Raw genomic sequence first — 18,942 nt, forward strand, 5'->3', positions numbered from 1 at the left:
ATTTTGAGATTGAGAAAGATATTTACTATAGCAACTAATCGTTATTTTGAATAATTGCATTTATTGTTGAATCTATTTTGTTTTGATAGTTATTATCAGTAAGAGTGTTTATAATGCATTAATTATAAGTTCATAATTTAATGTGGTTCCTTTTTTTCAATAAAACCAAAGTTACTTAAATTTTTTAATGCTTTGGTCATAACTTCAACAAGTTGTAATAATGTTTTTCAGTATACACGGATAAGTTGTTTGCGGATTTCCATTGAGTGTTAGTTTCTTGGCAATCTCTTGATATGGATTTACATATTGAAAAAAAGAGCATTGTTTATCTCGTTCATAGATGAATATTGCATCTTTGTTAACGATCTATCCCAATGTTATCCGTTTTTAGTGAGGGTGTTTAACGTGCGCATAATCGTATTTATGCTGACACCTAAAGTAAGCCTGGTTTCTTTCACCGAAGTCACCCATCTCCATATCAAAAATTTTCTCTTTCATGCCGATTTATAACTATTTTAAGTGCTCAAGAAAAATTAATTACAAATCGTTCGCCATAACCGTCCAATAGAGTATCTAGCTCATACTCCATTGTGTCCGGAGTCCAGGTGATAAAACGTCGCCAGTGATATTTGGCTTGTTTCCAGACGATTTCAATCAGATTCAGCTCTGGGCTGTAAGCCGGAAGATAAAGTAAAAGCAGATTATGCTCCTGTAACCAGCGATGTCTGATTTTTTCCTCGATCCCATGGTGGATACGGGCATTATCGAGCACTAAAAATGTCAGACGGTTGTCCCCTTGTTTGGCAACTTGCTCTAAAAAATCAACCATATCCTCTCGCGTGATACTGCCTGACATTGTCTGGTAAAACAGCGTGTTGTCCGTGTAATTTAACGCCCCCAGAACTGACCGTCTGTCATGGTGTTGAGGCTCAGTCTCATGGGGTTTGCCCCGTGGACTCCACCCATATTGCACCGGTGGAGAGGCGGCAAAAACCGGCTTCATCAAAATAGACCAGACGGTAGCGGCCTGACCGTGCACCGGCCTTAAGATTATCCAGCAAGGCGGATTTTTTAGCGAATTCCGTTTCATCGCGTTTTTTTAACGACAGACGGGCGCGTTTATAGGTGAGCCCCAGTTTTTTCAGTGTCTTTGCCTGCGTTTCAAGCGTGCATGGCAGAGGACCGTGCTTTTCCTCAACCCCCTGAGCTATCCGGGCCAGCGTCAGGGACTCGGAACAGGCGATTTCAACCGCGGTTGCGATCATTTCAGGCGTCATGGCGAGATACCGGCCGCCAGCATGACCCCCAACAGACCCGCGATCCCGAAGTCATGCCAGGTGTGAACCCAGTTATAAATTGCATCCTGTCTCAATGGCGATTTGGCGCGGTTTTAACCCTCTGGCAAGCATGAGCAAACCGGTTCCTCTCGTACGGATGTCCCGATGCTGATGATTCAGGGCGAGTTGTTGCAACGTGATCCGTTCAGGCTCAGAAAGGATTATTTTGGATTTCATGAGTGGACGCGGTAAGTCAGTTTATTGTATTACCTACTATAACAAAAGTGCAGATAATTTCATTGATTAACTTAGTATAGTTCCGAAAATTCGGTCACGTATTCAATATGTTGATTGTTGTGTAAAATCTCCATTTTTTCGGAGAAATTAAATGGTGACGGTTGAAGGAATATGTCGATTTTGTCAACAAACAGAATTTGTCAAAAAACACGGTAAAGGCGATGCGGGACATCAACGCTATCGTTGTTTCTCCTGCAAACGAACCTTTCAACTTGAGTACGTTTATCGAGCATACAAAGCAGGAATTAAAGAATAATTTGTTGATTTTGCCATGAACAACTCAGGTATTCGTGATACTGCCCATGCATTACATATCAGCCGTCATTCCGCAGCTATATCTGTAATATACTGATTTTAAAATGATTGAGCAAAATTCACGCTAATATTGATTTTTAATTAAAACAATAAATTACGAATGCGGTGCGGAATGTCGGGTAAAACACTCGGCTACAAATCCCCTGAGATGCATGAGAAAGTTATCGGGACTTTTATTGAAAGAGGAGAACACTATATTTAAGGCAGAACAACGTATTGAATACGTGACCATTATTATAATTAAAATCTATGCTTGTTAATAAGATTTAATATCTTATTGTTGTTGTTTTTTCGATTAAATAAATAATTAATTGTTTTAACGCCATTTTCACTAATTTTGTTTCTCAAATCTTTATCTTGTATTAGTGCGATAATCCCATTAGCTAATGCTTCACTATCTGCAGGTTTAACTAAAATACCATTATAGCCATCATGGATTAGTTCAATAATAGATCCGGTAGTAGTTGATATACACGGAATTCCTTTACTCATTGCTTCCATCAATGACACTGGTATTCCTTCATGCACTCCATTACCTAAATCCAGACTAGGTAAACAACAAAACTGATATATACCACTATTTAGTAATTTTTGCACACAATTATGAGTTAGTTGTCCTTTAAAGTGAAGTTGTTGTTCTATATTTAAATCTTTAGCTAATTTCAAGAGATCTTTCTTTAACTCACCATCACCAATTATATCTATATGAACAATATTATTTTTTCTCTTTAACAGAGATATGGCATTAAATAAATAACGATGCCCTTTCACTGGAATGAAGTTTGCTACGCAAACACCTCTTGTACGTGATTTAATAAAGGGGATGCTAATATTAGAGTTGTTACCTACATCGACACCTATATAGATTGTTTTAATTTTATCATTATATTTTTTTGATATATTGGAATGAAGCAATTGTTGTGACTTTTTTGAAATAAGTCTAATAAACGCCGCATTTTTAAATTTATTTACAAAATTGTTATTATCAACAACATCCCATCTATGTCCTGTAGCTCCATATGGTACTTTTGATAGAAAATTTAACATCATAGCTAATTGAGTGGGAGCTGATATCCAGTGTGAATAAATAAAGCATGGATTGATTTTTTTGATTTTCTTGTAAAGGAATATTGATTTTGGAATAAGAACAAGATTCCTAATGCTATGTTTATAATTTTTTACAAGACATAATCGTAATAAATTCCATAAAATAATAGGATGTTTTATTGTAAATAAAATAGTGGAGAAAAAATACTCTGTAGTTAATAATGGTGAATAAATATAGAATATGTTTTTATTTGTTTTTTTTTCTTGATTGTTCTTTAAGTTACCTCGTGGATAAGTTGGAATAACATGAACATTATAATTATCAGATAAATCCTCTATTTCTGATGTAATGAAACTTTCCCCATTTCCAAAAGGATAGGAGGATGTGATAAAAAAAATAGATTTCATGATAGTCCTGATAGTTCCTTTTTTATATACTTTATCACTATAGCAATGATATAACCTAAGAATAACCAGATTATTGATGACTTTGGTGTTGCTACGAAGAGTGAAACTGAATCTCCGGATAATAGTACAATCATTGATGATACATATATAGAGAAAATAAAACTTGTTAAAGTTGATTGTGAATATTTAATTAAAGAAGATATATTCTTCCAGAAGAATCCCCAAAATCCCGCCCAAATAAAAATTCCTACAATGCCGAAGTTAATAAATCCTTCTGAAAGGAAGAAAAATTGTCTTCCTATATTAGGTGATGCATTTTGATCATAAAAAGTCCGATAATACCAGTTTGATAAACCATAACTTTTTGATGGAAAAATAGATCTTGGAATCCATTGAATGATAGTGTCTAGAAGAGAACTTCCATAATAATAATCATTAGTCTCTAGTTTATTCATTAAAACTGGTAGTGTTTCAAAAGGTACAACGAATTGCCCATCTGTTAATGTATAATACATTGATGATGAATCATGATTCGTCTGTTCTAATCTAGCAATAGATCTCTCATATAAGTCTTGATAATTTTTATAATTAGAATTTCTGATGTATCCTAATATATTTAATAAAATAAATGAAATTAATACAAAGGGTAGTATTTTTTTAAATGAAATAAATCTAAATCTTATAAAATAAAATATTGCATAGGTCATTCCTAAAATAATTAGTTGAGAGCGTCGTCCTAAAATAATATTCATAGTCATTATGATTATAAATATTATTATTGAGGTTTTTTTTCTCCCGGAGGATAATAAGAAAAAACTTCCTACATATGCTATAGATAGTGAGATTTCTAAGGTTGGATTATTAGCAAAAATTTTAGTAACACCATATCCTTCTAGTAGAATTGAACTTATTCCACCATTGTTGTTTGATATAATTAAGAAAATGGCAAATCCCAGTATTACGAAAATTTTCCCCGTTATATTTAGTGGTAAATTTAAGGAATCTAGTTTTAATCCTAAATTTATTAACTTTTTTGTTATAAACATAGGTTTAGATATTCTGTAAAAAAAATAGAAGATCCATAAAGAAATAGTTGTTAACATTATAGAATAAGGGAATATATCTTCAATATCGTAAAACATATATGTAACATTACCAGAGATCGGTAAATTAAATATATATCTTATATTTAATGGACTAACATACATGATCATTAAGATAAGGAAAATATATAAAGGATCAAACCATACTCTCTTAATTGTCAGTTTATCTATTATAAATATTAATATTGCTGAGGCGGCAAAAAAGATGTAGTTAATTAATATCACTGAGCGTTGCTCCTAAATATCTCAACTGATTTATAATACAATATAAGCATTAATATTAGATCACCTAATATCCAACTGAGAGATATGGATTGTAGTGATACCGACTTAAATTCAAAAAGAATGATGAGAGTAACAATTACAAAAATTGTTTTTAATGTATAGCCTTTCATATTATAAGAAAAAAATCCTTTTGATATTAAGAATCCGGCCAGTACAGTGCTTATGAATAACGGGGTAGCGGAAAAAAGAAGTATTCGTGAGCTTTGTATTATGAATAGGAAATTGTTATCTAATATTTTTTCTATTATCATTGGTAATAAGAATATAGCCGTAAGAGAGCTAATTAATAGTATACAGAGCGATACTTTTAATAATTTCATTACGTTTTTTTTTATAATATTTATATTGTTTTGTTTTGACCATTGATTAACAAAAATAGGAGCTATCATGGAAAATGGTAGAGAAAATATTTGGTATGAATATACAGATAAATTAAATCCCCCTATATCTTTATTATTCATCCCATATTTATTCATTAACCAGTATGTAATTACAGGAATTAATCCAGATGAAATACTCTGCAATAAAACATGGTTACCATTTTTTATAAGTATCCTCCATGGAACAGTGTCTTTTGATTTTATGTTTATTTTTTTCACTAGAATTATTATTAATATAAATGATAGTAGTCCCGACAATAAATAAGAGATATGAAAAGAAAAAAAATTAATTTTATATGAAATTAATATGGTGGAAAATAACAAAATTGAAGGTATTGCTGTGATCAGTGAAAATAATTTACTATCGTTAATAGTAAGAAAAATTCCTCTTACAAGACTATGACCTATGAGAAAACAAATTCCTGCGCTTAAAAATATTGTTGAATGTAAATAATATAATTGATTTGATTTATTGAACCATAAATATGTTGTGATAAATACTAATGGAAAAACTAAAAAAGGATAATAAATACTGAATATCTTAAGCTTATAAGGATTAATTCCTAATGCATTAATCCCATAAATAAAACTTTGAGGCAAGCCGAAGCAAAATATGACCACTAGCAAATCAACCCAAGATTTAATGACTGCAAATTCACCTTGTGTCTGAATCCCATATTCTTTTGTTATAAATAAGGTTACGAGTAATAATGATATAGTTCCTAAAGACTGTATTGCTATTGATGATGATATTTTTTTAATCATACCTTTTTATATTTTTTCCTATCATAAAAATTTCTGTAAGGGATAAATAAGGATGCATAGGTAGACTAATAACTTCTTGTGAAATTTGATCTCCAATAGGAAGAATTATATCACTAGAAACTGCAGGTTGTTTATTTAATGGAAGAGGATAATGTACGGCAGTAGGAATGCCTTTTTCTTTTAATTTAACTTGTAATTTATCGCGTTCTTTAACTCGAATAGTATATTGGGCATATGCTGATATATTATATGGCTCTATATACGGAGTTGTCATAATCCCAGTTTCGTTTAAAGCCTTATCGTAGTTTTTAGCAACAATTTGTCGCAACTCCATCTCTTCATCAAATATTTCGAGTTTCGGTAGCAAAATAGCCGCTTGTAATGTATCTAAACGACTATTAACACCAACTCTTATATGATGGTATCTTCTATTTTGTCCATGACGAGCAATTTGACGAATAACTTTTGCTAATTCTTCATCGCTTGTAAAAATAGCACCACCATCACCGTAGCATCCTAGTGGTTTACTTGGGAAGAAGCTTGTGCATGCAATGGTTGTTAAGTTGCAAGAGCGTTTGCCTTTATAGGCTGCTCCAAAACTTTGAGCGGCATCTTCTATAACAGTAATATTATGTTTTTCTGCTATTTCATTTATTTCGTCAAAATCAGCACATTGACCATATAAAGAAACAGGGATAATCGCTTTAGTTCTTGGAGTTATAGCGGCTTCTAATAGTGCAGGATCTAAATTATAAGTTGTTGGCTTTACATCAACATATACAGGAATGCCGCCTAAGAGAGCAACTGTTTCAGCAGTGGCAATATAAGTAAAACCAGGAGTAATAACTTCATCGCCGGGTTTGATACCAATAGCCATTAGGGCGATTTGCAATGCATCGGTTCCATTTGCACATGTGATGCAATATTTTGCTCCAGTATATTCCACGAGTTTTTCTTCTAACTCTGAAACTTCTGGACCTAGAATATATTTTCCATGTGTTAAAACTTTTTGAATATTTTCGTCTATTTTATCTTTAATTTTCAGTTGTTGTGCTGCTAGATCTGTGAATTGCATTATACATTCTTCCTGTATTATTTTATTCTTTTTACACTATTACCATCTAATTGATAGACATGCTTTGTATAGGGACATGTTGTAGTGGCTTTGCCATGCAATGGCAGATCTAACTGTTCACCAAATTCACTCATCCAACCTATTTGTTTTGCGGGTACCCCAACCATCAACGCATAATCAGGAACATCTTTGTTGACAACAGCTCCTGCACCAATAAAAGCATAAGAACCAATTGTTGTTCCACAAACTATTGTACAGTTGGCTCCTAAGGTTGCCCCTTTTTTTACTAAAGTATTTTTATATTCATTTTTTCTTTCGATGAAAGAACGGGGATTATAGACATTAGTAAAAACCATACTTGGGCCACAAAAAACACCATCTTCTAAATAAACGTTATCATAGATAGATACATTGTTTTGTATTTTGCAGTGGTTACCAATAATTACTTTATTTCCGATAAATACATTTTGTCCTAAAGAGCAACTTTCTCCGATTTCAGCTCCAGAACAAACATGCGTAAAATGCCAGACACGGCTGTTTTTGCCAATTCTGGCGCCATCATCAACAATTGCACTTGAATGGATCATGATATTTTCTATAGTTGACATAATAAATTGTCTTAATTAGTACACTAGAGGCAAAGATACTGTTTTGTTATCTCTGGCAGCAAGATAAGCGGCGATTAGTAATTCAAGAGATTTTAATCCTTCCCGTCCATCAGTTATTGGCTCTGCTTCTCCTCTCATTACATCGATAACATTTTTATAATATAATGGATGTCCAAAACCGTATACTGAAGTTGTTTCGTAATTGGCATTTTTTACTTGTTGGTCATAATCTTTTTCGTCAGCAAAATTCCACTCTTGAATTTCGTTAACGGCTAAACCTCCAACTCTAACACTTCCTTTTTCCCCTAATATAGTTATAGAGCCTTCCAGATTTTTAGGATAAGTACACATAGTAACAGCTACTGAGCCTAATGCACCGTTTCTCCACCTAATATTTAGTACACCTGTATCTTCAGCTTCAATGTTTAAGTGTGTAGACATCATTGCTTGAATATCTTTGACTGGACCAATGAGCCATTCTAATAAATCAATATAATGACTAGCCTGATTCATAAATGCACCGCCATCAAATTCCCATGTACCACGCCATGCTGCTTGATCGTAGTAATCTTGAGGACGTGTCCAAAATACATTGAGATGAACCATATTGATTTGGCCAAAACGCTTTTCTTCTACCGCACGTTTTAGTAATTGGAGAGTTGCGTTTAAGCGATTTTGTTTGACTACGAACAAGCGTTTGCCTGCTTTGTCAGCAGCTTTAACCATTTGCTCCCCGTCAGAAAAACGAGTGGCCATGGGTTTTTCAGTAACTACATGGAAACCTTTTTCTAGACAAGCAATGGCTTGTTCAGGGTGGAGTCCTGAAGGTGTAGTTAGGATGATAATATCAGCCGAAATGTTATCCAGCATATCATGGAGGTTATTAAATCCGTTAGCGCCTGTTTTTTCCATAGCGGTATTGAGAGCGACAGGGTCTGTATCACACACAGCAACTAACTCGGCATTATTTTTATGTGCATCTAAAGAGTTAAAATGATTTTTAGAGATTCTTCCACATCCAACTAATGCAAATTTTATTTTTCTATCTGTAATAATATTAAACATATTTTATCCCAAATTAAGCTTTTGTTACATTATTATTTTCAGGAGAATATTTCCCACGAGTATCAACAATTAATTTTGCATTGTTAATTATTAAATTATAATCAAATTGATCGTGGTCTGTTGCTAAAATAATACAATCGAATTCTTTTAAATTATTTTCAGTTATAGCCTGACTCGTTAAGTCAAAGTGATGTTCACGCATTTTAGGAAAAGAAGGAACGTGTGGATCTGAATACTCTACTAATGCACCTAAATCCCTTAATTTTTCCATTATATGGACTGATGGACTTTCCCTCATATCATCAACATTTTTCTTATATGCAATTCCTAATACGAGTACACGACTTCCATTAATGGATTTGTTAGTTTTATTCAGCGCTAAGACTGTCTTAGTAACAACATAATCAGGCATTGATGAATTAACTTCACCAGAAAGTTCGATAAAACGAGTGTTGATACCATACTCTCTGGCTTTCCATGTTAAATAGAAGGGATCGATAGGGATACAATGACCACCTAATCCTGGTCCTGGATAGTAAGGCACAAAGCCAAATGGTTTTGTTGCAGCTGCTCTGATGACTTCATGTATATCAATGCCCATTTTGTCTGCAACGAGTTTCATTTCATTGACTAGGCCTATATTAACGGCTCTATGTATATTCTCAAGCAACTTAGTCATTTCAGCCGCTTTTGTGGAGCTAACGGGAACGACTTGGTCAATAGCAGGTTGATAAACGGCAATACCCGCTCTTAGGCAGTTTTCTGTATGTCCACCAATGACTTTTGGGATTGTTCTAGTTTCGAAATCTGGATTACCAGGATCTTCGCGTTCTGGTGAATAGACAAGAAATATATCTTCGCCAACTTTTAAACCGTTCTCTTCTACTCTTGGTAAGAGTTCTTCTTCAGTTGTTCCCGGATAAGTTGTGCTTTCTAGAGAAAGTACCTGACCTTGTCTTAAGAATGGTTTCACCATATCTGTTGTATTTATGACGAAACTCATATCTGGCTCTCTGTATTTATTTAATGGTGTTGGTACACAGAGAATAATTGCATCACACTCGGAAATTCTTGAAAAGTCCGTTGTTGCTTCAAAACCAGTTTCAATGGCTTTTTGAATTTTATAGGGAGAAATATGCTCAATATAGCTTAGTCCTTGATTTAACTTATCCGTTTTGTTTTTATCTATATCAAAACCGATAACTTTAATACCAATATCATTGTATCGCAGCATTAAAGGTAGTCCAACATACCCTAATCCAACAATAGCTATATTTGCATTTTTATTATTAAACTTGTTAATTAATTGATTCAGAAATGACATGTTATAGGCCTTTGATATACCATATAAAATTAAGCTAAAAAAATGTTCTTAGACTAAGAGCGTTTTTTTAGCTCATATGAGCACTAATTTGAAAGAGATAACAGGAAAGTGGAGTGACGATTGAATTTTTGAACAAGATTAAAACTGCATCAAAGCTACCGCACTAGGTTACGGCTCCCAGAGTGCCTGTCATATGTAACAATTTCACTTATCCTTTTAATATAAAAGGAATTTTTCACTTAACAAAAACTAACATATCAACGATTTGTGTTAAGCAGCGACGAGATTAGTCCCTCGACGCTTTGAGGTCAAGTATAATAGCCTTTTTTCTTAATCATTGTTACAGTTTGTAACTCGCTAGATTGCAAGGCGAAAGCTACTTATCTTCCATGCAATGGCAGCCAAATCACCAGCCGTAATCCCCCTAGCGGGCTATCTTCTGCTTTCACCCATCCTCGGTGTTGACTCACCGCCGTTTCAACTATCGCCAATCCCAATCCGGTTCCGCCGGACTCTCTGTCCCTTGCCTCATCTGTCCGGTAAAACGGTCGGAAGATATGTTCCCGATCTTCTGGGGTGACGCCTGGTCCGTCATCATCAACGGTGATCGTTACGCCTTGATTATCGGCCTTAAATGCTACGGCAATATGGTTGCTGGAATAACGTAGTGCGTTGCGGACGATGTTCTCCAGTGCGCTGCCGAGTGTGGCGGGGTTGCAGTAAATTATCCAGTTTCCGGGTGGGGAGGGGATATCCAGTGTTTTGCTCATCTGTTCCGCTTCGAATTTGGCATTCTCCAGAATGTCAGACCAGATATCGTGAGCTTTGATATTTTCGCGCAATAACTCGTTCTTATGCTGATTGCGGGAAAGTACCAGCAGGTCATTAATCATGCCATCTAAACGTTGGGTCTCTGTTTCGATGCGGGCCAGCTCCTTGCTTTCTCCGTGGCGACGGCGTAGTAAGGCGGTCGCCAATTGTAAGCGGGTAAGGGGGGTGCGCAGTTCATGGGAGATATCGGAAATCAGCCGTTGTTGGGCGGTGACCATCCTTTCCAGTGCGCTAATCATCTGGTTGAAACTACTGCCGGTCGCTAAAAACTCTTGTGGACCGGATTCCAACTCAGGGTGTTGCCGTAAGTTTCCTTTCGCAACGTCATCGGCCGCGTTTTTTAATTTACGAGCCGGTTTTGCCAGGCTCCAGGAGAGCCACAAGAGTAATGGGGCGCTAATTAACATGGTGGCCGCGGGCAGTAAAAAGGGTCGGTCAAACATCAAATTAATAAAGTCTGATTGTGGACTACCCGCCGGCCTGATGATGTAGAGGTGGTAATGATCCTCGCCATCGCGAACAGAAAAGGGGCCGAGTATTTCCGAACGGCCATATTTTTTCTTTTTAGGGTGATCTGCGTTATCGGATTGGCCGATAAAATTGCGGATAACTTGTTGTTGATGTGGGGGAGTATGAATGTCACTGATAAGCCCTTCACTGGAGACGAGGATCAGGCGTTGGCCAGGTGGTGTCCACATGGCAACCGCGCGATCCAGACGTAACCACCAGAATAGGTCATTCCCAGAGTCGTTCATTAATTCTTCTTCGATTTGTTTTGCCAGTTTTTTCCCCAACTGATATTCAGTGTCCAAAAGCGGCGTTAACTGCCGTGAGTCCAGTTTGGGCGCCATTAAGGCGATCATCAGGACAAGCGCGAGCGTGAACCAAAAAATGGCGAATATACGGGCCGTCAAGCTATTGATCATTTTGCCGAAACCATTAAGTATCCACGGCCGCGTAATGTCTTAAACCACGGTAGCCCATCCGTTCTGTTGGGTAATTTACGGCGTAGATTCGAGATATGCATATCAATCGCCCGATCAAAAGGCGTTAAGCGTTTCCCCAAGACTTCTTGGCTTAAATGTTCACGGGAAACGACTTGCCCTAAATGCTGTGCTAATAAATAAAGTAAGGTGAACTCTGTGCCAGTGAGATCCAAAATCATCCCATCAAAGCTGGCTTCCTGACGGCCAGGGTTGAGTTGCAGTTGATCGATCTCCAGTATCGGTGTTCCAATATCCGCTTGTTGTTCACTCCAGTTGGAACGGCGTAAAATGGCACGTATGCGCGCGACCAGTTCACGATCGTTAAAAGGTTTGGGGAGATAGTCATCGGCTCCCAGCTCTAATCCCAAAACACGGTCTAAATCGCTACCACGCGCCGTTAACATGATGACGGGGGTCTGGTGGTATTGCCGCAGCTCTTTCAGCGTCTCAATGCCGTTCTTACGCGGCATCATGATGTCCAGCAACAATAGGTCAATTGAAGAATCGATATATTGTAAAGCCTGTTCGCCATCGTAGGCGATCACAACATTGAATCCTTCCATCTCCAGCAATTCTTTTAATAGCGATGTCAGTTCGCGGTCATCATCAACTAATAAGATTTTATGCATTAATTCTTCCTCCAAGAGCAAAATACGATAACAAACTTCGCTATTCCATGACTTTACGTTCTTTTACATGCTCTGACGCTAGTTTGCAGCCGCAAGGTTATAGTTATCCGCACTGAATCGAATGCTGCTGTTCGAGAAAGCGAGGAAATTTAATGCGTAACATAGCAATATTGGCTTTAGCGTCAATGTTTGTTCTCGGAACAACGGAAGCTTTAGCTAAAACTGCTGGTACGGATCATGTTCCTGAGGTTAGTTCTTCCTCCCCGCATCCATATTGTATGTCATATGGCTATAAGAGGAATTTTAATCATCGCCAGGATAGTCAATATAACTATAGTTATATCTTCGGTGGGATAGCGTTAACTGAACAGCAACGTGAAGAAATGTGGAATTTAGTCAAACAGCAGCATCAGTATGAGCAGCCGCTGGTTGATATGCGAGCTGAACATCGAAAGTTGAATGCGCTTTTGACAGCAGAAGATTTTAATGAAGCTGAGGTTCGCTCGCAGATTGAAAGAATAGCTGAAAAGAATGTTGCTCTGAGTGTCGAAATTGCGCGCATGAGTCATCAGGTTTATCAACTGTTAACGCCAGAGCAGAAAGCGCTATTAAAAAATCGGTTAAACCCCATGAACGTGAAGTTCGAAAAGTGAACGGATTTTTTGCTACACCGTGGCACCAATAACGATTTTCCTTGCCATAGACACCATCCCTGTCTTTCAGCCCCTTCGAGGGGCTTTTTTTTGTCTATAAGTTTACTTGCATAAACAGGCCTTTTTTTATCTAATCCGATAAATGATTTCTGTTGATTGTTTTCTCATGAAAAAATTTGTTTTTGTTGCTCCTGAATTTCATTCTATTCCGCCAAACTATGCAGCCGCAGTCGAGTGGTGGATCTATAACGTAGCCAAAATCAGTCAGGCTAATAATTTAATTATTTGTAAGGGAGAAAAAACAGAAAAAACGGTAGAGAAAATCAGTGATTATGCCACCATTCACAGAATATATATTAGTGCAATATATAAACGTTTTTTCAGGAAATGGTCGCGATTAGATCCTTATCCTTATGCCAAAAGGGTAGTAGACACAGTTTCCTGTAGCCAAAACCAGCCCCATGACAAACCTATTTTGATTATTCAAAACTCCGTTTCACTGTATAACGAGATTAAGCAGTATTATCCTGAAGAACAGATGGTACTTCACCTGCATAATAAGCATAACGTCGCTACTTTGGGCGCTGGGACAAAACTTATTACTCCAAGTCATTTTCTGGCGAATTTTTTTCGTAATGAAGCAAAATTAGAGAACATTAAAGTGGTGCCAAATGGCATTGATAAGATGCTTTATATGCAACAAAGTTGCTGGAAAAGGGAACGCTTTGGTCTCAAAAATACGGCAAAAGTCATTTTGTATGCTGGGCGATTAGATGAGAGAAAAGGAGTGCTTGAGTTAATGGAAGCTGTATCCTTATTGCACAAAAAGGATACGCAAATCACACTGCTTTTGATCGGAGAATACACAAAAAGTACAAAAGGCGAGCGTGAGGTTTACCGTAAAAAAGTCGTTGATAAAGCGTTGGAGATGACAGGGTGTTGTGTCTTGGCAGGAAATATTCCGCCTGCCAATATGCATCAGGTTTATTCACTTGCCGATTTAACGGTTGTTCCTTCATTGTGGGAGGAGCCATTTTGTATGGTTGCATTGGAGTCAATGGCGAGAGGTACACCTGTTTTGGCGAGTCCAAGAGGGGGGATCAAAGAGTTTGTGGTGCCCAACAATACCGGTTTCTTACTGCAAGAGCCATTATCTCCAGAGAGTATTGCCCAAGATATTTTAGATACGCTGTCAGATAGTCGATTACACGATATTACTGAAAAGGGTAAAGAAATGGCTCTCACAAACTACGATTGGCATACGGTAAATGAGTCTCTAACGACTGTGTTGTCTGAGTGGTTTTAATGGGATTGATTTTACAGGCTATTCATTTTTGGAATAGCCTGTAATCATTAGCGTTTAAATTCCTATATTGTTTTATTCCATCTTTGCTGACACAGCGTTATGAGCAAACCAAGATAAATTCCTAAAATATTCAAATGAACACTTTCAAAATTCCCTCTGACAATAAAATAGCCAAAGAAAGAGATAAATAAAATTAGCCCCGCTTGCTTATAGCAGCCGATACTCGTGTTCCACTCTTGGGCTGATTGTTTCAGATAAGAGATAACTAAAAATAAAAAAGCCCCCAGGCCAAATATGCCGGCAGAAAACCAAATTGTCAGGAAAATATTATGGGGTCCAAGGGAGGTTTTAAATGTCCAGGCAGGATAATTTTTCACATTATCGTTGTAAATTTGGTCATAGATTTTGTTACTTGCCCCATAGCCCTTGATTGGGTTTTCCAGAATTAAGGTAAGTGCTGAACCTTGTATGCCATTACCATATCGGTGACTGCTATCTGTTTGTTCCAATTTATAGGTTAACGTTGACTGCTGACCAAGGTAGTCAGATTTGACAGCAAATACGGCTGCGCAGATAAAAACGATACTGGCAATAAGCGTTTTCCAGTTTTTGTTCATGATGATCATCATGAAAAACATCACAAAAACGGCAAGCCAAGCCCCCCTGGCAAGGGTTCCCAGCAAGATAAAGAGTACGGCTAAGATAAGTAACGTTGTCAGCGTTAAGCGAACATAATGTTGGGGTTTTTGAAAATGCCAAAGGGCAACGAGTGCGGGGAAGAAGAAAATAATGCCATCTGATATGTTACGGTGGTTATAGTTGGTGAATGGCATGATATTGTTCTGATAATCCAGATAGAACAGGTACATTTCTTTCAGCGTAATGAATGACAAGCCAAACAGGAATGAGCCAATAATCATTTTCTGGATTTTAAGTGTATCCGTATGACTTAACGCTAATGTAATGATGAGGCTGGAGAGAACGACATCCCTGAAAAAAGGGGTTTTTATTTCACTGAAACTGAGCTTGGGATCCGGTGAAATAACAATCGAATAGAGATAAGCCAAAGTTAATATGCCCAACGCCAGTACGATGTTGTTCTTTAATGCCGAGAGGCATCCTTTGGGGTTTTTGATCAAAAAGTAGAGTGCAGTTAACGCCATCAATGCAAAAAAGAGGTTTTTATAGCGTGTGACGCCGGTTACATAGACAAGCGCGATGTAACCCCCGACAAAAAAAGTGCCCCAAGATAAATGAGTTTTTACGGTTTCTTTAAACATGACCTTACCAGAATGGGAAATGGATTTCTGGCTGGTATTTTGTACCATTTTCACCAGACAGGCACGAATAAAAATACGCTGTTATAACGTGGTATAAAAGGGAGCAAAATATCCAACATGGATATCAGGGGAATGAGTACTATGACAAATATCGATCATGATCTGATGCTGTTGTTGGCAGGGATATTCGGGATATTGGTTATTGCCAGTGTGATTGGGGGTATTTTGGCCTTATGGTATTCGGGGGAAAGGCGCAATGCCACTATCGATAACCTGAATGCCCGGATCCGCGGCTGGTGGATGATATGTGTCATCTGTGTGTTAGCCATTGTCGTAGGGCTTGTTGGCTCGGTGATTTTGTTTGCCGTGATGTCATTTTTTGCCTTGCGTGAATTTATTACGCTAACGCCGACTCGCCGCAGTGATCATGAAGCGCTGTTTTGGTGTTTCTTCGTTTTTATACCGGCGCAGTATCTTTTGGTGGGTATGCAATGGTATGGGTTATTCGCGGTTTTCATTCCTGTCTATGTGTTCCTGTTCTTACCGGCTCGAATCGCTTTAGTCGGGGATACTACCCATTTTTTGGCGCGAACGGCCAAAATCCAGTGGGGGATGTTGGTAACGGTATTTGCCATCAGCCATGCGCCAGCGCTGTTGATGCTGGAGATCCCTGAATATGAGAACCAAAATATCAAATTATTGTTGTTCCTGATGATCGTGGTACAAATGTCCGATGTTTTGCAGTACGTATTCGGGAAATTATGGGGCAAACGACCGATTGTGCCGAAGCTCAGTCCGAATAAAACGGTTGAGGGGTTTGTTGGCGGAATTTTGGTGTCTGTATTGTTGGGCATGTCGCTGTTTTGGGTAACGCCTTTCTCCCCGCGGGAAGCGGGGCTGATGTCGCTGGCAATCACCCTGATGGGGTTTATTGGCGGGTTATGTATGTCGGCGATTAAACGGGACAGTGGGGTGAAGGACTTTGGTGGCATCATTGAAGGTCACGGTGGAATGTTGGATCGAATCGACTCACTTTGCTTCGCTGCCCCTATATTTTTCCATCTAACGCGCTATTTTTATACCTGAGAATGGCTGAATAACCGATAGGTGGTCGTCAATGAGTATAAATTATGGTCGATGGGTCAGCGCCGCCGCGTTAGCGGCAACGGTTCTGGCCAGTGTGCTATTGGTTGTGAAAATAGTAGCCTGGTGGTTGACGGGGTCGGTGAGTTTATTGGCGGCGCTGGTGGATTCATTGGTCGATTTGGCCGCGTCCCTGACGAATTTTTTTGTGGTGCGTTATTCACTTCAACCTGCGGATAAAGAGCATACTTTTGGGCATGGTAAAGCCGAATCGCTGGCGGCGTTGGCGCAAAGCATGTTTATTTCCGGCTCGGCAATTTTCCTGTTTTTGACGGGCTTTCGGCATCTGTATTCCCCCAATCCACTGGAACATGCGGCGATAGGCATAGGGGTGATCGTCGTTGCCTTGATTTCCTCGTTGTGTTTAGTGGCATTCCAGAAATGGGTGATCAGCAAAACCCAAAGTCAGGCTATCCGTGCGGATATGCTGCATTATAAGTCCGACTTGTTGATGAATGGGGCAATTTTGGTGGCATTGCTTTTGAGCCTGTATGGTTTTAAACGCGCGGATGCCCTCTTTGCCTTGGGTATTGGCGTCTATATCCTCTATAGTGCGTTACGGATGGGCTATGATGCCGTACAGTCCTTACTTGATCGTGCCTTGCCGGATGAAGAGCGGCAGGAGATTATTGCGATCATCCAAAATTATCCGGGTATAGCGGGTGGGCATGAGCTGAGAACCCGTCAATCAGGCCCGACTCGTTTTATCCAGTTTCATCTTGAGATAGATGATCATTTGCCCTTGGTGCAGGCACATGCTTTGGCCGAAGGCGTTGAAAATAAATTGCGGGATAGGTTTCCAGATGCCGATATTATTATTCACCAAGATCCCAGCTCCACGGTGCCAAAAGAGCATAAAAACTGCTGGGATTGAAGCGGAATTTATTCATAATCAAAAGGGCATCAAAAAACAGACATAATCTTGATGCAGACTGGGTGTTTTTCCGTATTATAGATAGAGTTGAATCAATTCAGCTAATGCAATGACAATCAGGTTACGCAAAATTGCTGTTAATTTTTCCGTCAGCAGATTGGCAAATATTATATCGACAAGTCAGAGGTCATCATGATCAACAAGATTAAAAGAATCGGAGTCTTAACGAGTGGCGGTGATGCGCCTGGCATGAACGCCGCTATTCGTGGTGTTGTTCGTGCCGCTTTAACCGAAGGGTTGGAAGTTTACGGCATTTATGATGGCTATCTGGGGTTGTATGAAAACCGCATGAAGAAGCTGGATCGCTTTAGTGTTTCCGACATGATTAACCGCGGCGGTACGTTTTTGGGGTCAGCCCGTTTCCCTGAGTTCAGGGATGATAAAGTTCGGGAAACGGCCATTGAAAACATGCGTAAAAATGGGATTGATGCGTTGGTGGTGATTGGCGGAGACGGATCGTATTTGGGGGCGAAAAAGCTGACCGAAGCGGGATTCCCTTGTATTGGTTTGCCTGGAACCATTGACAATGACGTCGCGGGCACAGATTACACCATTGGTTATTTCACGGCGCTGGAAACCGTGGTGGAAGCGATTGACCGTTTGCGCGATACATCAACTTCCCACAAACGAATTTCGATTGTTGAAGTGATGGGACGTTATTGTGGCGATTTGACTTTATCGGCGGCAATCGCCGGTGGATGTGAATTTATTGTCCTGCCTGAAAATGAAATTCCGTTCGATCGTGAAGAGCTGCTGGCTGAGATTAAGGTCGGCATTCAAAAAGGCAAGCGTCACGCCATTGTTGCGATTACTGAGCATGTCTGTGATGTCGCTGAACTGGCGAGATATATTGAGGCGGAAACCCGCCATGAAACCCGCGCGACGGTATTAGGCCATATCCAGCGTGGTGGTGCACCGGTCGCTTATGACCGTATTCTTGCTTCCCGCATGGGGGCATATTCTGTCCAGCTCTTGCTGGAGGGCTATGGTGGTCGTTGTGTCGGTATCCAGAACGAGAAACTTGTTCATCACGATATCATTGATGCCGTGCAAAATATGCAGCGCGTCTTTAAAAAAGAGTGGCTGGAAACGGCCAAGAAACTCTATTAATCCTTTCGTTGCGGCAAAATCCTCTTTTGGAAACAGCCATATCATGTGGCTGTTTCACCCCTTATCCGGTGCGCCTTATATCCCCGTCCTTTAGAGGATGTCAAATTCTTCTTATGCATAA

The 18,942-nt window shown here is 38.7% G+C and carries 18 protein-coding genes and 1 pseudogene; 6 read left to right on the top strand and 13 right to left on the bottom strand.

Annotated features, from left to right (window positions below):
- Nucleotides 1-523: 523 nt before the first annotated feature.
- From Xkoz_RS11500 to Xkoz_RS23020, 3 genes are all read right to left on the bottom strand, one after another.
- Entirely contained in the window at nt 524-1,003 is a 480-nt protein-coding gene (locus tag Xkoz_RS11500) for an IS630 family transposase (RefSeq protein WP_099142298.1), read from the bottom strand.
- Nucleotides 936-1,277, bottom strand: a complete 342-nt coding sequence (locus Xkoz_RS23015; RefSeq protein ID WP_244183460.1) for a hypothetical protein — start codon at nt 1,275-1,277, stop codon at nt 936-938. The genes Xkoz_RS11500 and Xkoz_RS23015 overlap by 68 nt, the downstream gene beginning before the upstream one ends.
- Nucleotides 1,278-1,349: 72 nt before the next feature.
- Nucleotides 1,350-1,514: a hypothetical protein gene (locus Xkoz_RS23020; protein ID WP_244183461.1), complete on the bottom strand. Its 165-nt coding sequence runs from the start codon at nt 1,512-1,514 to the stop codon at nt 1,350-1,352.
- A 151-nt stretch (nt 1,515-1,665) separates the two neighbouring features.
- On the opposite strand from Xkoz_RS23020, the pseudogene Xkoz_RS23025 reads away from it, so the two are divergent.
- Nucleotides 1,666-1,893: pseudogene (locus Xkoz_RS23025) on the top strand (IS1 family transposase); the annotation flags it as partial.
- 236 nt (nt 1,894-2,129) lie between these two features.
- On the opposite strand, the gene Xkoz_RS11515 reads toward Xkoz_RS23025, so the two are convergent.
- From Xkoz_RS11515 to cpxR, 9 genes are all read right to left on the bottom strand, one after another.
- Complete coding sequence (locus Xkoz_RS11515; RefSeq protein ID WP_099142299.1) at nt 2,130-3,344, bottom strand: glycosyltransferase; 1,215 nt, start codon at nt 3,342-3,344, stop codon at nt 2,130-2,132.
- Nucleotides 3,341-4,672, bottom strand: coding sequence for an O-antigen polymerase (locus tag Xkoz_RS11520; RefSeq protein WP_099142300.1), 1,332 nt, complete (start codon nt 4,670-4,672; stop codon nt 3,341-3,343). Before Xkoz_RS11520 ends, Xkoz_RS11515 begins: the two co-directional genes overlap by 4 nt.
- Nucleotides 4,669-5,877: an MATE family efflux transporter gene (locus Xkoz_RS11525; protein ID WP_099142301.1), complete on the bottom strand. Its 1,209-nt coding sequence runs from the start codon at nt 5,875-5,877 to the stop codon at nt 4,669-4,671. The genes Xkoz_RS11520 and Xkoz_RS11525 overlap by 4 nt, the downstream gene beginning before the upstream one ends.
- A complete protein-coding gene (locus Xkoz_RS11530) occupies nt 5,870-6,952 on the bottom strand; it encodes a DegT/DnrJ/EryC1/StrS family aminotransferase (RefSeq protein WP_099142302.1) in 1,083 nt (360 codons plus the stop codon). The genes Xkoz_RS11525 and Xkoz_RS11530 overlap by 8 nt, the downstream gene beginning before the upstream one ends.
- Before the next feature lie 17 nt (nt 6,953-6,969).
- The gene (locus Xkoz_RS11535) at nt 6,970-7,560 is read right to left on the bottom strand and encodes an acyltransferase (protein ID WP_099142303.1); all 591 of its coding nucleotides are present in this window, start codon (nt 7,558-7,560) and stop codon (nt 6,970-6,972) included.
- Between the two features lie 15 nt (nt 7,561-7,575).
- A complete protein-coding gene (locus tag Xkoz_RS11540) occupies nt 7,576-8,625 on the bottom strand; it encodes a Gfo/Idh/MocA family protein (RefSeq protein WP_099142304.1) in 1,050 nt (349 codons plus the stop codon).
- A 13-nt stretch (nt 8,626-8,638) separates the two neighbouring features.
- Nucleotides 8,639-9,949, bottom strand: coding sequence for a nucleotide sugar dehydrogenase (locus Xkoz_RS11545; RefSeq protein WP_099142305.1), 1,311 nt, complete (start codon nt 9,947-9,949; stop codon nt 8,639-8,641).
- 380 nt (nt 9,950-10,329) lie between these two features.
- Nucleotides 10,330-11,706 carry an envelope stress sensor histidine kinase CpxA gene (gene cpxA / locus Xkoz_RS11550; RefSeq protein ID WP_099142306.1) on the bottom strand — a complete coding sequence of 459 codons (1,377 nt, stop codon included), beginning with the start codon at nt 11,704-11,706 and terminating at the stop codon, nt 10,330-10,332.
- The gene (gene cpxR, locus Xkoz_RS11555; protein WP_099142307.1) at nt 11,703-12,395 is read right to left on the bottom strand and encodes an envelope stress response regulator transcription factor CpxR; all 693 of its coding nucleotides are present in this window, start codon (nt 12,393-12,395) and stop codon (nt 11,703-11,705) included. Before cpxR ends, cpxA begins: the two co-directional genes overlap by 4 nt.
- A 152-nt stretch (nt 12,396-12,547) precedes the next feature.
- Here cpxR and Xkoz_RS11560 point away from each other — a divergent pair, with 152 nt between their 5' ends.
- Together Xkoz_RS11560 and Xkoz_RS11565 are read left to right on the top strand one after the other, a co-directional pair.
- Nucleotides 12,548-13,048: a Spy/CpxP family protein refolding chaperone gene (locus Xkoz_RS11560; protein WP_099142308.1), complete on the top strand. Its 501-nt coding sequence runs from the start codon at nt 12,548-12,550 to the stop codon at nt 13,046-13,048.
- 166 nt (nt 13,049-13,214) lie between these two features.
- Entirely contained in the window at nt 13,215-14,354 is a 1,140-nt protein-coding gene (locus Xkoz_RS11565; RefSeq protein ID WP_167386583.1) for a glycosyltransferase, read from the top strand.
- A gap of 62 nt (nt 14,355-14,416) precedes the next feature.
- On the opposite strand, the gene rfaL is transcribed toward Xkoz_RS11565, so the two are convergent.
- A complete protein-coding gene (gene rfaL / locus Xkoz_RS11570; RefSeq protein ID WP_099142310.1) occupies nt 14,417-15,682 on the bottom strand; it encodes an O-antigen ligase RfaL in 1,266 nt (421 codons plus the stop codon).
- A 93-nt stretch (nt 15,683-15,775) separates the two neighbouring features.
- Between rfaL and Xkoz_RS11575 the strand changes: the two genes are divergently transcribed.
- The 3 genes from Xkoz_RS11575 (at nt 15,776) to pfkA (ending at nt 18,821) form a co-directional block, all read left to right on the top strand.
- On the top strand, nt 15,776-16,720 hold the full coding sequence (locus tag Xkoz_RS11575; protein ID WP_099142311.1) for a phosphatidate cytidylyltransferase: 945 nt from the start codon (nt 15,776-15,778) through the stop codon (nt 16,718-16,720).
- Between the two features lie 31 nt (nt 16,721-16,751).
- Entirely contained in the window at nt 16,752-17,651 is a 900-nt protein-coding gene (fieF, locus tag Xkoz_RS11580) for a CDF family cation-efflux transporter FieF (protein ID WP_099142312.1), read from the top strand.
- A gap of 192 nt (nt 17,652-17,843) precedes the next feature.
- Complete coding sequence (gene pfkA / locus Xkoz_RS11585; protein WP_099142313.1) at nt 17,844-18,821, top strand: 6-phosphofructokinase; 978 nt, start codon at nt 17,844-17,846, stop codon at nt 18,819-18,821.
- Nucleotides 18,822-18,942 lie beyond the last annotated feature (121 nt).

This window comes from Xenorhabdus kozodoii, from assembly GCF_002632875.1.
In the GTDB taxonomy this organism is placed as follows: domain Bacteria; phylum Pseudomonadota; class Gammaproteobacteria; order Enterobacterales; family Enterobacteriaceae; genus Xenorhabdus; species Xenorhabdus kozodoii.

Coding starts and splice junctions, on each gene's coding strand:
- Xkoz_RS11515 (WP_099142299.1), bottom strand. CDS start 3,344: ATGAAATCTATTTTTTTTATCACATCCTCCTATCCTTTTGGAAATGGG.
- Xkoz_RS11525 (WP_099142301.1), bottom strand. CDS start 5,877: ATGATTAAAAAAATATCATCATCAATAGCAATACAGTCTTTAGGAACT.
- pfkA (WP_099142313.1), top strand. CDS start 17,844: ATGATCAACAAGATTAAAAGAATCGGAGTCTTAACGAGTGGCGGTGAT.
- Xkoz_RS11530 (WP_099142302.1), bottom strand. CDS start 6,952: ATGCAATTCACAGATCTAGCAGCACAACAACTGAAAATTAAAGATAAA.
- Xkoz_RS11565 (WP_167386583.1), top strand. CDS start 13,215: ATGAAAAAATTTGTTTTTGTTGCTCCTGAATTTCATTCTATTCCGCCA.
- Xkoz_RS11560 (WP_099142308.1), top strand. CDS start 12,548: ATGCGTAACATAGCAATATTGGCTTTAGCGTCAATGTTTGTTCTCGGA.
- Xkoz_RS11545 (WP_099142305.1), bottom strand. CDS start 9,949: ATGTCATTTCTGAATCAATTAATTAACAAGTTTAATAATAAAAATGCA.
- Xkoz_RS11500 (WP_099142298.1), bottom strand. CDS start 1,003: ATGAAGCCGGTTTTTGCCGCCTCTCCACCGGTGCAATATGGGTGGAGT.
- fieF (WP_099142312.1), top strand. CDS start 16,752: ATGAGTATAAATTATGGTCGATGGGTCAGCGCCGCCGCGTTAGCGGCA.
- Xkoz_RS23020 (WP_244183461.1), bottom strand. CDS start 1,514: ATGAAATCCAAAATAATCCTTTCTGAGCCTGAACGGATCACGTTGCAA.
- Xkoz_RS11535 (WP_099142303.1), bottom strand. CDS start 7,560: ATGTCAACTATAGAAAATATCATGATCCATTCAAGTGCAATTGTTGAT.
- Xkoz_RS11575 (WP_099142311.1), top strand. CDS start 15,776: ATGACAAATATCGATCATGATCTGATGCTGTTGTTGGCAGGGATATTC.
- Xkoz_RS11540 (WP_099142304.1), bottom strand. CDS start 8,625: ATGTTTAATATTATTACAGATAGAAAAATAAAATTTGCATTAGTTGGA.
- cpxR (WP_099142307.1), bottom strand. CDS start 12,395: ATGCATAAAATCTTATTAGTTGATGATGACCGCGAACTGACATCGCTA.
- rfaL (WP_099142310.1), bottom strand. CDS start 15,682: ATGGTACAAAATACCAGCCAGAAATCCATTTCCCATTCTGGTAAGGTC.
- cpxA (WP_099142306.1), bottom strand. CDS start 11,706: ATGATCAATAGCTTGACGGCCCGTATATTCGCCATTTTTTGGTTCACG.
- Xkoz_RS23015 (WP_244183460.1), bottom strand. CDS start 1,277: ATGACGCCTGAAATGATCGCAACCGCGGTTGAAATCGCCTGTTCCGAG.